Annotated in this window: 15 protein-coding genes; 1 reads left to right on the plus strand and 14 read right to left on the minus strand. The window is 55.9% G+C overall.

The window, feature by feature from the left end; translation table 11 throughout:
* Positions 1 to 51: 51 nt before the first annotated feature.
* Positions 52 to 1014: a TraU family protein gene (locus LU671_RS03635; protein WP_079278433.1), complete on the minus strand. Its 963-nt coding sequence runs from the start codon at positions 1012 to 1014 to the stop codon at positions 52 to 54.
* Between the two features lie 83 nt (positions 1015 to 1097).
* On the minus strand, positions 1098 to 1643 hold the full coding sequence (locus tag LU671_RS03640) for a hypothetical protein (RefSeq protein ID WP_021018434.1): 546 nt from the start codon (positions 1641 to 1643) through the stop codon (positions 1098 to 1100).
* Positions 1644 to 1761: 118 nt separating this feature from the next.
* Here LU671_RS03640 and LU671_RS03645 point away from each other — a divergent pair, with 118 nt between their 5' ends.
* Positions 1762 to 2223 carry a hypothetical protein gene (locus LU671_RS03645; RefSeq protein WP_021018435.1) on the plus strand — a complete coding sequence of 154 codons (462 nt, stop codon included), beginning with the start codon at positions 1762 to 1764 and terminating at the stop codon, positions 2221 to 2223.
* Here the strand turns inward: LU671_RS03645 and LU671_RS03650 are convergent.
* From LU671_RS03650 to LU671_RS03705, 12 genes are all read right to left on the minus strand, one after another.
* Positions 2190 to 2543 carry a hypothetical protein gene (locus LU671_RS03650; protein WP_019437341.1) on the minus strand — a complete coding sequence of 118 codons (354 nt, stop codon included), beginning with the start codon at positions 2541 to 2543 and terminating at the stop codon, positions 2190 to 2192. The genes LU671_RS03645 and LU671_RS03650 overlap by 34 nt on opposite strands.
* Positions 2540 to 4108: a sigma factor-like helix-turn-helix DNA-binding protein gene (locus LU671_RS03655; RefSeq protein WP_010792606.1), complete on the minus strand. Its 1569-nt coding sequence runs from the start codon at positions 4106 to 4108 to the stop codon at positions 2540 to 2542. Before LU671_RS03655 ends, LU671_RS03650 begins: the two co-directional genes overlap by 4 nt.
* A 24-nt stretch (positions 4109 to 4132) precedes the next feature.
* On the minus strand, positions 4133 to 5239 hold the full coding sequence (gene dnaN / locus LU671_RS03660) for a DNA polymerase III subunit beta (RefSeq protein WP_021018436.1): 1107 nt from the start codon (positions 5237 to 5239) through the stop codon (positions 4133 to 4135).
* A 170-nt stretch (positions 5240 to 5409) separates the two neighbouring features.
* Positions 5410 to 6399, minus strand: coding sequence for a hypothetical protein (locus LU671_RS03665; RefSeq protein ID WP_021018437.1), 990 nt, complete (start codon positions 6397 to 6399; stop codon positions 5410 to 5412).
* Positions 6396 to 7148 (minus strand): hypothetical protein, encoded by a 753-nt coding sequence (locus LU671_RS03670; protein WP_010792609.1) that lies wholly within the window; start codon positions 7146 to 7148, stop codon positions 6396 to 6398. Before LU671_RS03670 ends, LU671_RS03665 begins: the two co-directional genes overlap by 4 nt.
* A complete protein-coding gene (locus tag LU671_RS03675) occupies positions 7135 to 8547 on the minus strand; it encodes a hypothetical protein (protein WP_010792610.1) in 1413 nt (470 codons plus the stop codon). Before LU671_RS03675 ends, LU671_RS03670 begins: the two co-directional genes overlap by 14 nt.
* A gap of 468 nt (positions 8548 to 9015) precedes the next feature.
* Entirely contained in the window at positions 9016 to 9837 is an 822-nt protein-coding gene (locus tag LU671_RS03680; RefSeq protein WP_010792611.1) for a PRTRC system ThiF family protein, read from the minus strand.
* A gap of 3 nt (positions 9838 to 9840) precedes the next feature.
* The gene (locus tag LU671_RS03685; RefSeq protein WP_010792612.1) at positions 9841 to 10533 is read right to left on the minus strand and encodes a PRTRC system protein B; all 693 of its coding nucleotides are present in this window, start codon (positions 10531 to 10533) and stop codon (positions 9841 to 9843) included.
* Between the two features lie 9 nt (positions 10534 to 10542).
* Positions 10543 to 11919, minus strand: a complete 1377-nt coding sequence (locus LU671_RS03690; RefSeq protein WP_010792613.1) for a hypothetical protein — start codon at positions 11917 to 11919, stop codon at positions 10543 to 10545.
* A gap of 105 nt (positions 11920 to 12024) precedes the next feature.
* A complete protein-coding gene (locus LU671_RS03695; protein ID WP_010792614.1) occupies positions 12025 to 12237 on the minus strand; it encodes a PRTRC system protein C in 213 nt (70 codons plus the stop codon).
* Positions 12238 to 12248: 11 nt separating this feature from the next.
* A complete protein-coding gene (locus LU671_RS03700) occupies positions 12249 to 12743 on the minus strand; it encodes a PRTRC system protein E (protein WP_010792615.1) in 495 nt (164 codons plus the stop codon).
* 33 nt (positions 12744 to 12776) lie between these two features.
* Entirely contained in the window at positions 12777 to 14603 is a 1827-nt protein-coding gene (locus LU671_RS03705) for a PRTRC system ParB family protein (RefSeq protein ID WP_044060642.1), read from the minus strand.
* Between the last annotated feature and the right edge of the window lie 86 nt (positions 14604 to 14689).

Below are 14689 nucleotides of genomic sequence, written 5' to 3' on the forward strand. Positions count from 1 at the left end.
CATGTGGCACTTGAGACCAATCTATGGATATCTGGATGTGGCAGAAGCGGCTCAACCGCAGATTGTTGGGGAGCAAACCCCCATGATCTCTTCGTACTCCTTGCAGCAGACCACAGGAGTCCACCAAACGAAGGCATACAGCTCCTCAAGGGAGACGGGGTATAGCCTCATGGCTGTGTCCAGGAGAGCGCTACCGGCCTTGAAACCGACGGTTGGCCAGGGTTGAGTTTGCTGCAGCTTCCCAACAGAGAGGGCCGCGCTGAAGGGAAAGGTGCCGATTGTGAAGCCGCTGAGGTGGATTGCTCGGTATGCGGCAATTCCGGCAGCGATCGCCGCGTTGTCGTTATGGGAAGCCATTTGCCGGGGATATAGACCACCCCATTGTCCAATGCAGATCTCCATTCCAGGGATGGAGAATGAGCCAGTGAGCGGATTGCAAATCACTCCCGCAATGGCTTCTGCTGCTGCTATGTCCCGACATCCGGTGTTCCAAGTCGGGTCGAACTCGGTGCTGTAGAGCAGCTTCGGGAAGCAGTTCGGCAGGGCTGAATTGAACGCACTGACGCCCTTTGACACGATAGGGTTGGCCACTGCACCGCACATGTCGAATTTAGAGGTCAGGGAAAAGTTAGTAGTGCGAGCAGCATCAACACCACAAAGCTTGCACGACTGATAGCCCATTGCGATGTCGATCGCCCAGTCCGGCAATTGCCAGATACGGACTGCCATCGATGTGTAATCGTTGTTGTCCGTGCCCACACTGAGTGGGCCACCAATGGGTTGGCCGAGTACCGTATCTCCACCCCCTTTGATCACTTCCACCAACGCTACTGGCTGGTAATGAGAGACGATCAGATGGTCTGGGCAGAAATGGCAGCATGGCCCGAAAATTTTGTACTCGAGGGTGATGGGGTCGATAAAAAGAAGAGTGGCGATGCTGGCACTCATCGCGGCTGCTTCCTGAGTTTTCACCCCAAACCCAATGGCGGCTGCAGCGCTGGCTGCAGCCGACATCTTCACGAAGCGTCGACGGGAGACTTCCAATTCACTCACCTACAGAACAAGGGTTTGGTCTAATAGTGGGTTGGGAGTGCCCCTCAGTTGAGGTTCCAGCACATACCCGGGAAGCCCACACTGACCATCGGCATGCTACCGTCAGCGTCAAACTGGTCATCGCCGTCTGGCGACATCACGTTCACCGTCGGTTCTCCGTCCTGGATGTCGACCATCACCATTACATGCTCTAGGTCGGTACCAGGTTTACGACCCGTGATGTAGACCGCTTCCCGGGATACGTAGGCTGTGAGTCGAGCTCGGAGCCTGTCAGCCCCGAATTGTCCTGCCGCAGGTGCTAGAGCAACCATGGCCCCAGAGACGTTCAAGGCCATGTCATGGCGAACCTCAAATTCAAGGCTCCCTACCCGGGCCTGGCCTCTGGTGCTCCATGCCTCTCCGCGGAATTCATAGGAGCAGTAGCCAGACTCACCAAAAGTCACGGGCTGGTTGAGTCGAGCTTTGAACTGCTCCAGCGCCAGCTTTTCCACTTCTTCTGGGTGGCAGTGACTGGGCACACGCACCTTCACCGTTCCGTTGAGGTTTACCGGTACCTCGATTGTCTGAAACGCATCGTCGTTGTCACGCATAGAACTACTCCTGTGGCTGATGATGCGCATTTTGGAGATGTTCAGGTGTGCCACCAGCGTGACCGAAAAAGAGGCACCCTCGAGACACTATTAGGACAAGGAAAATGAGGATAGAAACGTGGAATCTCAGATTTTGGGCGTCATCGGATCAGTGCTTCTTCTCGGTGCCATAGCCGCCCTATGGATCGGACGACTGAATAGTGCCGCGGGGAAGGCTTCAGCTGGCGAAGAAGCGCATAGCAGTAACCACCATCTGGAGGAAACACTTCCAGCAAAGCCGAAAATCAACATGGTTCCCCATGTATCTGCTACGCCGATTCAGACTTCACCTACAGAGCCTGAACGGGTGATCGAACTGGCGAAAGCGGAAGTACGTGTGGAAGAGCCCGTACTCGTCACCAGGCCCGAGGTGGATTGTGATGATGCAGCTATGAACCTCCAGCTAGCAGACCAGCTACTGGTTGTCGGTGACTTCGAAGGTGTGGCCGAGTACGCCAAGCTCGTCCTTGAGATGGATACCGCATCGGTAAGGCAACGCGATCGAGCTCAGATCCTATTGAGACGAGAGATGGCTCGTTGAAATTTCATCACCGTTACTGCCGCTCGTACATGCCGATCAACTCGAAACGCAATGAATCCTTCATCATCCGTCACATCAAAGCCTGGTGAGCTGCGCCATACGCAGTTCGTCTTCGACACCTGGATCAGACTTGCTCCCACGACTAGGCAGAACTGATCTTCGGCCACCGCGTAACTGTGGGCCAATCGCACATTTGATTCCGGCATTTTCAGAGTGAAGTGGACATCGCCATCATCCATCAAGTCGGCGCCGATGAAGGTGCCAAGAACTCCAAAAGCCTCGATCTCAGCACCGTACAGAGGCAGGCTCAAATTACTCATTCCAAAATCTCCAGCAGGCATTCTGCGTGCTCACTTTCTCTCAGCTTTTTCAGCGCCTCACATTCGATCTGACGTACCCGCTCCTTCGAAACACCCATGATCTCGGAGAGGGTCGCAAGAGTCTGGGCTTCCGCTCCTCCAATACCATAGCGTGCAACCACTACCTGCAGTTCCCGCTGGTTGAGAACGTCCCCGAGCACCTCAGTTATGTAGCCGGCGGCATCCTCCTCCATCACCTCCTCAACAAAGCTGTTGTTCGAGTCCGCGAGCAGATCGTGCATCCCCTCCGCCTCTGAACTGCCACTCTCCTGGAAGGTGGAGTCAATAGACATGGGCTTTCCTACACCCACGAAGTAGAGGAGATTCTCGACGTCATCCATCGAGAGTCCACAAACCTTGCTCAGGTGCTTTTTGGATGCATTCGGTTGCTCCTTCAGAGCAGCTGTAAGCTTGCTCAAGGCTCCATGTGATCCTTCGGGCAAACGGATCAGCTCCTGTTGGGTGAGGTCACGCAGGATCGTTTGACGAATCCAAGTCATGCCCAGTGTCGAAAATTTGAAGCCCATCTCCGGTGCGTACCGGTAGATGCTTCTCACGAGGCCCAGTTGAGCTGCCGAACGGACTTGCTCGAGGTCTGTGGCAAAGCGATACCCAGAGACGATCTGGTCAACCAGGCGCATATTCGCATTGGCAAAGAACCCTACGGTCTCGTGAACAACCCGCTCGGCAGAGTTGAATCCCTCCAAGGCGGCCAGCAGCTGCTCGGCCGGCATATCTGCAGTCGACGCCGCAGAAAGGATGTCCCGCTGCTTTTCAACGATCTCTTGGCGCAGCCGGCGCAACTCTTTCTGAGGATATAGTTTCAACTCGTAGCCCCCAGAGAGCATCAGACCAGGCATCAGCTTGGGTGACGTCCATTTCCCATTGATGATTCTTGCGACCTTGGAACGAGGAAGGCGAACCTCCTCTGAGATGTACTTCACCAGGCCTTTGCAGAGGCTGGACAGCTCCTTGCACTTGGTTCGGAATTCTCCGGCCGCGCGGTTGAGGATGAGGTCGTAGGGCAGGATCTCCAGAACCTTCTTCTGGATTTCGTCTCGGACAGCTGCCACGAACAGATTGTCCTCGAAGCCGGGAAGAGCGAACGCTTTCAGTTCCGCAATCAGGGTCTGGATGGTGTTCAGTTTCTTGCGAAGAATGGATGCAAACTCACTGTCAGGAATTGAGCCCGCGCGAACCCATGCTCCGTCCTGGAAGATCAGTGCGGCGGCCTTATCGACGCTATCGTTCTCGCCAATGGAGTTCCAAATGTCGGTCACCAGCCCTTGGAGAATGCTGGTGTCGCTCGAAATTGCTTTCAGCAGGCTGAGTTGGCCAAGAATGATGCGGTAGCCCAGGGACTGTTCCTGGTTCAGAGAAAGCAAAGCCTTTGGGCCTTCCAAAGAAGGCAGGGCCGGGAGTGAGTTAGGCAACAGGAAGCCCTTACGGGCCTCCTGGTTGACTATGCGGCAATCGAGCTTAGTGTTGGTGCCTTCAGTCAGGTTAGAGCGGTCGGTGTGGCTCATTTCTTGCCCCTTCAGAGGTCCGCCTTACAGGCGAACCGGCATGAGTACGAATTTCTGATGGGGGCAGTCTTTGGCCTTAATGAGCGTGCCAGAAGCAGGGCCGGAATAAAAAAGTTGCAGGTCGGTGCTGGATACAGCTTTGAAAGCTTCCTGTGCGTAGCGACTGTTGAACCCAACATCGAAAGGGGCCGCATCGAAGTCACACGGCAGCAGGTCTTCGGCTTCTGAAAGGGCATCATTCGACACAGAGACGACCTCGACCGTTTGTTGGCAAAACTTGAGGCGGACTGCCTGGGACTTACCATCCGAGAGGAGACTGACACGAGCAACAGCGCTCGTAATCGCATCACGGTTCAAGTTGATCTGTTGACCAGTCTCTGCACGCTCAATGAGAGCGCAGTAGTTAGGGAAGGCCCCGTCGACAAGGCGGGAGGTCATGGTCCCATTGACTGCGGTAATACTGACCAGATTGCCAGAGTGGGTGATGGTGACGTAGCCGTGGCTGGCAAAACTGGCAACGTCCTCAAGGCATGCAACAGGCAGAATGAACTTCATGGATGAGCTTTTCTCGATCTGGAGTTCTACCATGCCCATTCTGTGTCCGTCGGTGCCCACGAGAGTCAGCTTCCCTTCCGAGGCCTCGAACAGCATCCCGTTCAGGTACTGACGCACATCGTTCCGGGCAACGCAAAATGCGATACCACGGATGCCGTCCCTCAAGGCATGCGACTCGATAGTCAGTGCCGTTTGGACCTGGCCATCGGAATGCAAAGCCTTGGGGAAAGAAGACGCAGGTAGGGTGGCGATGCTGAATCGTGAGCGTCCACAGGTGACAGTGGCTTTCTCCTCGCCCACGGATACAGTCACATCACGATCTACGGGAAGAGAGGAAACGATTTGTTCGAATTTGGATGCCGAGATGCAGACGGAGCCAGCTTCACGAACGATCAGGCTTGGGTCCTGCAGGTGAAGGCTCATCTGCTGGTGGCCATTGTTCGCCGTTACATTGAGGTGGCCATCCTGAACATCGATCAGGAAATTGCCGTTGATATCCCCGGCCTTCTTAGATGCGACACGACCGCACTGTTTGAGAATGGCAGCTAAAGGTGCAGCCTGGACAGTGAACTTCATGGGAGTCTCCTTCTGAAAGATGCTCCCATTTACGTCGATGCGCGGCTGTGCCAGAACCAGTACAGCATGTCCTTTCTGGCTGAAAAACGCCCATACGTGTAGAGGCCAGCTACGGACTGGAATACAGAGAGTTATCCGCCGAGTTATGCACAATTCCTGGGGAAAAAGGTCTAGTGCGAATCGCGGAGGAAGTCAGCTAACCGGCTTGCGACCTCGGTGCGATTGGCTTTGAAACTTGCCTTTTGGGTGAAGCGAGATGCGTCGGCCAGCATAGAAGTGACCATTGCCCGATTCCCGGTGTTTCGGTAGTACCGCGCCACCACCAGATAAGCCCGCAAACGTGCCGAATCAGAGCTGAACTGGTAGAAGTCATCGGGTATGGGGCGGTACCCATCGATGACCTGGCCGACAAGATTGAACAGCTTCAGGTTGTCCGCAGACCTCACCCCTGGAATCCCATCAGCGGCCCTGACCAGGAAATCCCGAGCATCGAGCTTTAACCCCTGCGACAGATAGGTGATTGCCATTTCTGTAGCTGGTTCAACCCCTGTCTCTGGGTCTTTGGCGAAAAAAGCAAGAAGGTGGTTCTGGAGAGCCGAGGATCGCTCCAGATCTCCCTGAGCGAGTAACACCTGCAGCCGAAGAAGCAAGGCATCCATGTAAGCTCGCTCATCGTCTTTGCTTAATACATCCAGGGCTTTACCAAGGGCTTTGTCATCCTTGGCCTCGGAAGAGATCTGCACGATCAGCGAAAGGGCATAGGTACGGGCGTCCTTCCCATCGATCTGTTGGGCGGCGGATAGTGCATTCCGAAATCGTCCCTGCTGAGCTTCTTGGACTGCTGCGGAGGCTTCGTCCCAGTAGAACCTTTTGGCAGTGCAGGAAAACGCCTCTACTGAGGACTGAAGCGATTTCAGAGTCTCTGGGAACTGAGCTCCTGCAATTCGAACCGCAGCGGCGGCTCTCCACATAGCGTCATCACGAATCGTACCGCCAGGAGCTTTCTGTAGGTGGGCCGAAATCAGGTCCGCAAGACATACCTTGTCAGCAGTTTTGTAACAGTACGCAGCGGGCCTATCCGTTACCCAGCGAGGTTGTTCAACCGCGCACCCTCCCATGAGTATGGGGAACAGTATGACTCCCAGATTCCAGGCCTTCACGCTGGCAGCTCGACCTGGTGGGCAACAAGACCGGTTTCGCATGCTAAATCGTATGCTGCTTGAGCAAAGGAAGCTTGGCCATTGGTGCCCAAAAGAAAGACATGGGTGGCCTGGCTGATCGCGTTCTTCGCAAACTCTCCTGCGCTTTGAACCCGAGGAAGAAACCGCAGCGGAATGTAGCGTCGTGCCGCATAAGCAGCAGATCGCATGGATACCCCGCCATCAGCCGAGACGATTACTTCGTCAGGCTGCCGGACGTTGAAGATGTGATCGAGGACCTCATCAAAAGACGAACTCCTCAAGGCATTAGGCGAATCGTCCCCGGCGAGCAAGACTTTTCGCAATGGATCGCCAGAATGAAGCCGCTCGTATATCTCTTGAATCGCCTCATTGACCAGACCCACAGGGCACTCACATCCTGGATGTGTTATGAGCGGCACCATTGCATCTTTGTGCTGTACCAGTTGCATCCAGAGCCCTGCGCGGACCATTGGTGCTTTGATCTCATCCCAGTCCGGTCGGCGGACACCTTGGGTGATTCCTGCTGTTTCGAGGATGAAGTCATCGCGGTCCTCGATACTCAGAATGTACCGACGGTAGCCCTCGTCCAAACCGCGGAATTTCTCAGCCTCAATGAAGTGCATGAGAGAGAGATAGGTCTCCACTTGCCGGCCTTCGCTGCACATATAACCTTGAAACGGTCTGTGCTCGTATGGGTCGAAGATTGGCGGTGTTTCAAAATCCATCATTGACCATCCCCTTCAAACGATGAAGTCGTTCCCGAAAGCCCTGGACACCTGCTGCCGTCGGGTACTGCTGACACATATCCTCCGCTCGTTCCATGAGCTGTTCCAGCCGAAACGAACCGCTGAAATCTCCCCGGACTCTCTGATCCACATGCCGCAGCCATACTCCTCGGTCGCTAGGCGATAGGGCATCAGGCTGGTACCTACCAAGCATCCGGTTACCGAGATCCCGAAGTCGGCGGTCAGTGCCAGTTAAGAGGAGGTCCTGCCAGGAATTGAACCCCGAAGAATGCAGCTGGCGCATTAGGTCGAGGTCAGTTGAAGGGAAATCACCCGCCCACATTCGGTGGTCAACGTCTGCGGGCTGTGCGTTTAGCTGCAGCACTGGTTCATCCCGCAATCTGGCCACCAGGTGTTTCGCTGATGTCAGGCGCTGGATGTTCGCCTTCACTGCGGAGACATTGATGCCCAGGCGCTTAGCATCATCCGGTCGAATTGCGCTCAGCGGGGCCACGAAGGGAATTCGGGACATACTGATGTGGAAAAGCGGCGCGGAGCGGTCCCCTTTGTTTGCCCTAGACAAATGCTGGAGTGACTCCGTGGAGTCTGAGCATAAGCTTGAAAGGTCAGCCTCTAAGTCCACCATGCAGATCAGGTCGGGATAACTCACGTCAGCTGCCACTGGCATAGCGAGGATTGCGCCACGATTGTCGGGGAGCGAGGGGTGGACCATCACCACAGGCTTCACACTCCGCAGGTCCCAGACTTCACCCCCATCAAGGCCCAAGAGTGCCTTGATCTGGGAAGGAGAGCTGACTGTGACGGCATGGTGGAGAAGCTTCGGGCTCGCTTCCGAGATTTTGGAAAGAACCTCTTTGACCCGAAGTGCCCGGTTCTCAGTGCCGAGTCCCGCGTCCCACATGAGGAACTGGTAGAGGCCGGCTGCTCCACCAGTAAGCGTCTCAACATCCCAAGGGCATTCTCCTGGACGGATCAGGAGAATTGCTCGAAGTAGTACATCCAGATCGAGGAAGTGGGCAGTGTCAGGTACGCCCAGGCAGGGGTACGGGAGCAGATTCCGGTAAAAGGATGCTCGAATGAATGGATCGTGCCTTGTCGTTGATCCAAAGGCTATATGGAGAGTGTTTGGTCGGGTGAAATCCGCGAAGACCCTCCTGGCCCACTCTACTTCGCTGCAACCCTGGTCGAACGCCAGTAGGGCCAAGTCACTATTCATCACAACATCAGGATCGAGGTATACGTCGTCTCGGAGCTTGATGTTGGTAGTTGAGAGGTCTACCGATCCTCGGGCTGGATAGACCGCCGAGTCAAAGCGAATAACCTGGCCCTCGGTTGGAGAGCGCCCGGCAGTGACTGTGTCGTAGAAGTGTATGGTTGGCATGAGTTCTTCACCTGGTTCGCCCTAATAGTGGGGACCAGGTGCCCCTGAACTGGCTGCCATGGTTCATCATCGAGTAGAAGCTCCGACCAAGGCCTTCGCTGGAATGCTGGAATCTGCTCGATATACTCGGGAGGAGTTAGTTAAAGAGGTGGCACGAGTTGAATGGTGGCGGTTCCATTGCCCTGGTTTGCCTGGATGGCCGAGTGCATATTGCCTCGGTGCAGGCGGATGTGCTTGCGGCGAATTCAGTTGCAATCTGCGGGGATGAACTGGAGGGTTCCCCTGAGATTGCCTATGTGGACACTGGCGACCTACCCCACCTTCACACGTTCACAATCTGCCCTCGCTGTACTACGGCGTATTTGCGCTCAGGATATCGGGAGCGGGTACTTGCCGCGCTCCCGGATCAGCCTGCCAACGTATCACCACAGGCTGCGCTGGAGGCCATGTATGTCTCCCACAACCAGCTCACACTTTTCTGAGTTTCGATACCTTCCCTTTCTTGCCTGTTGCCTTCGTCTGTTTTGGCGCAGGAGGAGGGAAGGGGTAACTCATCTGCTCTCCTGTGCCCAAGTTCAGCACAAGCCAATGCTTGGACGTTTCACCAGTACGCAGTAACTCCCACACGATGCCCATCCCTGCCGTGGTCACCGCACGGTTCACAAGGCAGTCCTGAGTACGAATGGACTCGGCTGCTGAGCAAGATTTGGTGTGGTCATCTTCCAACGATGGAATTTCCGGGTAGGCGTCGAGGACATTCGGGAATCGGTCGCGCATGACTTTGTTGATACCACCGAAAACCACCTGACCATGACGGTGTCCATTCCCGAGGTCGAGCCACATGCAGTTATGTTTGACCGCTTCGCAGGCGCCGATGGCCACACGGGCCGAGGGTAGGTCTACTGCTGAAATGATGAGATCAGCATTGCCGATAGCGTCATCAGTTGCGCGAGAGGGGAAGCGATAGGGGAGTCCCTCCCATTTCATCCCCAGCATCAGGTTGTATCGATTGGCCAGACTGATTGCTTTGTACTGGCCGAGGTCGCAAGGCCAGAAACGCTGACGTACAAGATTCGGTTCGCGTACAACGGAGTCGTCGATGATGGTGACATGCAGGCCATGCTTGTGCCCGAGCGAAATCATGGCGTGATGGAACTGGGCGAGGCAATCCACTACTTCGCTGCCGTTCCCACCAGCCCCGATGACGACAATTCGTGGCGCGCTCGACAGCCATGAGTCTGGAGTCTTGAAGCTGATGGTTTCCGGGATCAAATTCTGAACGGCCCCCATGACTCAACCCTCCCCATTGATTGCTGCTTTTAGGGTCAGAGGCTTACCTTTGACTTCCGAGAGCTTGAGGCAACGGTCAGGGAACTTCTTCGCTTGCTTGGCTGAAAGGTCGCGGTAGAACTGCACCAACTCTTTGAAGTCCTTGATACCCTTTAGGGGGATAACCCCTCCGCCGTGGGTATTCGTGCTCTCCAAGACAAAACGCTGCCAGATGGGGATGTTCTCGATCAGGATTTCTCGCGGCAGATTGACGTTACCTGAGCAGAATGTACCGTTGTTATAGGTGTTGCCCAGCGGAGCGAAGTGCAGTTCAGTTTCCGGCGTCGGACGGCTCTTGCCTTTGTAGGCATAGCAGCGCAGCACGCCGCCAGCCAAGTAAATGAGGCCGGGGATTGGTGCTTTGATAATCTCGCCACGGAACGGGATTTCCAGCACCTGGGGAGCGGTGTACCACACCAATTTGTTGCGGCCCCGCACCAGCAGGTTCTCAGGCAGGAACTCGATGCTGGGTTCTTCTTCACGAAGGAGGTCGATCAGCACCTCCTTGTCCAGGCTCGAAAAGGCTCGGCCAGCACCAAGGGTGAAGGTTTTCCCCCCCTCCAGTGGCAGGACCTCATGGCTGGTGATATCCAGTCGATGGGTCTCGACGTGGCGATGGATGAGCATGGCGCGGCATTCGACTTTTTCACTGAGCATGTTCGTTCCTTAGAGAGCTTGGGTGAGGCGGCTAAGCAGCGATACGCACTGCTTGGTTTTGTCCAGTATCGTCACGGTCTGCTGTGCCAGAAGCTCTCCATCCAGTGGAAGCGCCAAATGCAGATCGCCCACACCGCTCACCCGGTCATCGAATCCGTTGCAGGCTTCATCTTCGAGCGAGCTGTACTCACCATGAATCGTCACAACCAGCGTCTCGAACACACCTACCCCTTCCTCCGCTGAACCCTGAAGGTCGTGCTCACTGATTGCTCGACTGCCCTCTACTGCGTACCGATGGCAAAGCTCAAATGCTTCCTTGATCACTTCCAGAACAGGCTTGAACGGGCTGCCTGCGTTGATCGAATCCTGAACCTGTTCAATCAACTCTTGAATTTCGACTGGGTGGTTGGAGTCCTGCTCATGCGTCAAGGTGAAATGGGTGCGTCGAGTCAGGTTGTCCAATTCTTTCAACTGATACGCGACCCCCTCGATGTAGTCTTCATCGCGGTCGTCACCTTCGATCCCCATGGGCCATGCTTCAAAGGGGAATTGATCCTCTGGTGTCTCCAGCAGGTAAGCGGTCAATTCTTCAGGGGAGGAGTTCTGAATGCGTTCTTTGATCGCACCATATGCGTCCGCCAACCCATGATTGTCGTAGCTGTAAACGCCCATGAAGCTGGATGGCGTGTGGAAATGAACAAGGTACGTGGACATGGCGTCCAGTGCTTTGAAAAGGAAGACTGCTACCTCACGGAATTCCTCGCAGTCCTCTGCTGGCAAGGTCAACTCGTACCGGTTGAAATACTTGGCACTGATGATGAACTTCGCCCCCTGAACGCCGAGGTAGAGCCAATCCTTTACATCCGGGCAATCGGCAGTAGCCAGATCAACAAGGCTTTGCTCGACCTTCTGTATGAGGTGGTAGGCACAGTTGGGGCCGAGGGCGACCAAGTCCTCTACCGACTCAGCAGTGAAGAGTCCTGCTTCGATGCACGCCAGCGTGGTTTGCGCTGCGGGTTGGAGTTCGTACGCTGGGGTTCCAATGAGCTTGGTACGTCGCTTGACTCCAGGAATCAGCCCGACCTTTGAGAACCCAATTCGGGATTCAATGGCCCCGATCACCTCGTTGGTGACCAGGTGCAAGCCATAGTCGTTTGGATAGGCGTTGAGCCAATCCAACTCCTTGTCACTGATCAGGCCGCCTTCATGCGCATCAAGACAGAAGGCAGCATGGCTCTTGCGATCTACAAGGTGGCTGTATTCGCCAAAAGCGCGGCTATGGGCCTCCCGCATGGCCGTGGTGACCTGCGGGAGAGCGAGAGGGCTCAGCGCGGAACTTGGGAATTGATAGTTCCGGGAGAAGCTGGAGAGTTCAAGAGCGCCCATAGCCGCCTCAACTGTTCGTTGGATAGATCGTGGTCGGGGTTGGTCGGGACGGAGCGGGCGGAGGAATCTCCGTCCGCCCACGCCATGAGGGTGGAGAGGGCGTCCTTAACCCTTGTCTCCGAAGCTGGCTTCACGGAATTCATAGACATAGCGGTCGCCCTCAGAGATAGGTTCAACAATCTTGGCGCCTACCAGTCGTGGGAACTGGCGGCTGTAGTGCTTCAGCACGTCGCTCGGCTCCATGCTCGGATCGGGATCGTCCAAGTCGCGCCCGGCATAACGGAACACTCGGTCCAGGGTGACGATTGCGATGCTCATCGTGTCGCTCCTCAGAATCGTTCAGCGAGATTGGCGAAGGGGGCGGGAGCCGCCGCTTGGGACGGAGCTGGGGAGGCGGACGGCTTGGTTGCCGGCTCAGAGCCACTTTCCAGATCGGAATCGTCGCTATCGTCCTCTGCTGCAGCGCTGTTCCCTTTCGCGGCGGTGGGTGCGCTAGGAGCAGGCTTCGATGCTTGCACTGCCGCCTCGCTCAGCTTGCGGATTTCGTCCAGGGCGGACATGCCGTGGTTCACTACTTCCGCATGACTGCGGACACGCTCGAACAGCGCGGTTTCCACTTCTTCCGGGGTGCCCGACAGCATCATCGGCTTGGCGATGGCTGCGCGCAGTTTGATCTCGGCTTCGGAAGCCTTTGCAGGGGTGGGGCCGATGTTTGCACTCAGCACCACTTTCACACGGCCTCCTTCGAGGCCGGAGACGTCGATGTTGATGCGTTTGTTGCTGTCGGTCAGCGCCTGGCTGATAGCGGTGAAGAAGGTGTTCATTTGAGCGGCTCCTTTGTTTCGATGAGGTTATTGTTAGGCCGAGCGACGTGTGCCAGAACCGGCCTGAACAGAAATCTCAAATGCTTCGGGGAGATACCCGGCCCAAGAGAATTCTTTGAATTCCAGTACCGCTTTGATCAGGGTGTCTGTTTTCTCGGTCGAGAGCTTGACGAAAGCCTTGTCGCCGTGGACCTCGTTGTACTTCGCCTCGAATCCCGAGCGCTTGCAGTCCGCGATAATTCCCGCTTTCACCAGAGATTTGAGGTAGTTCTCGCTCATCTGGAAATGTTCAACCGGCTGCATGCCTTCATGTTTGATGTAGGCAATCGACTGACTACCCGGCAGCGACTTCTCGAAAGAGTCGGCGCTATCGTTACGGAAGGTGGTGCAGGAGGCGAGATTGGTCAGCAGCTCCAGCAGCTCTGATTCCTCCAGCTTGGCCAGTTCTACCTCCACATTGCAGCGGCTGCTGTCCAGCATGGCTTCAGGCATGCCCAGCTTCTTCTTGATCCGGTTGGCCAGCTCGTGAGGCAAGCTGCTGCGCATCTCCAGGTACATGCTGACGACGGCGATGGCCAAGGCGAGTCTGCGATTGCCTTGAACTGCCTTGGAACCCATTTGGCCATAGAGGTTGAATGCCTCACGGCGAATGGACTTTTTCAACGCCTGCGGTTGTGCAGGCTTGCTCTTGCCCGCAGCTTGTTTCGATGCCGGAGTGGTGGCCGAGGCAGTTTTGGACAGCGGTTCAGTCGAGCGATTGTTAGCCGGCTCATGGGTGTTTTGCTGCCCAGCCGCTTCTGCGAGTGCGGCCTTGTAGGCTTCACGCATGTCCTTGTTGCAGTTACGGTCGAAGCAGTAGCCTCCTGCAACGGTCCCTTCGTGACCCGCTGTGGTACTCACGACGGCCCCATAGTTGGAGCAGGACAGGCAGGCCGTGATCTGGCTATCACCAACGCCATTCGGCCCTTTCGCTTCCAGTTGGACATAGCCGTCCTTTGGCAGTGTCAGGTCGGTATGCACTACCCCGAACTCGTCACGGGCCTCGATGAGTTTGACCTCGATCAGTTGGCTAGCTTTCTGATTCCAGCAGGTGGCGTTCTGGCATTTGGCACCGGCTACTGAGGTATCGAACAGGTCCACGTAAGCAGCCGAGTTGTGGCGGCATGACGCGCAGTCCTTGGTATCGAAGCGAGCGGACGAGATATCGCGGGCAATCGTAAAGAGACGGTCCTGGGTGTCTTTAACCGTCAGGTTTTGATCGATGATCTTGGCCAGGATGGGCGCCTGCTCGCTTTCCACCAGACGGCACAGCAATTCAGCGTGGCCGATCTTAATTTGACCTTGCAGCAGAGCATCGCGGACTTCCGGGCAGGCGCGGGAAAGCATGATCCGACTATCGAGGCGGGTACGGGACCAGCCAAGCAGCTTCATCACCTCCGCGTGATCGTTGCCACAGTCAGCCAGAACAACAACGGCATGCTGTGCTTCTTCAATCGGGGTCAAATCCGCACGTTGCATGTTCTCGATGGCCGCGATGATCCGTGCTTGAGCCTCAGTGAGGTCACGGATGATCGCTGGGATTGTCAGGAGTTCCAGATCGACGGAAGCCTGCCAGCGGGTGTTGCCTGCGACTACCTCATAGTCGAACTCGGGCTCATCAACCGGGCGGATGATGATCGGCTGCTGTACCCCATGCTGACGGATGCTCTCTTTGATCTGAGAGTAGAGAGCGGTGTTCCGGCCCTTACGGGGATCGACTGTAGGGTTGCGGCGAATGCGGGCAACAGCTACATGCTGCATATCGGCCTGTTCTGCGGAGGCTGCGTCTTGGGTGGGGATGTGCTGAATCACGGCGGTCATGGTGAGTGCCTCTGTGTGTTTGCGATGGGCAAACTTTCAGGGGTATCGGTGTGTGGCAGAACCGGGCCGCAATTATTTTCCGCAGG

It is taken from the genome of Pseudomonas sp. NMI760_13, assembly GCF_021283245.1.
Taxonomy (GTDB): domain Bacteria; phylum Pseudomonadota; class Gammaproteobacteria; order Pseudomonadales; family Pseudomonadaceae; genus Aquipseudomonas; species Aquipseudomonas peradeniyensis.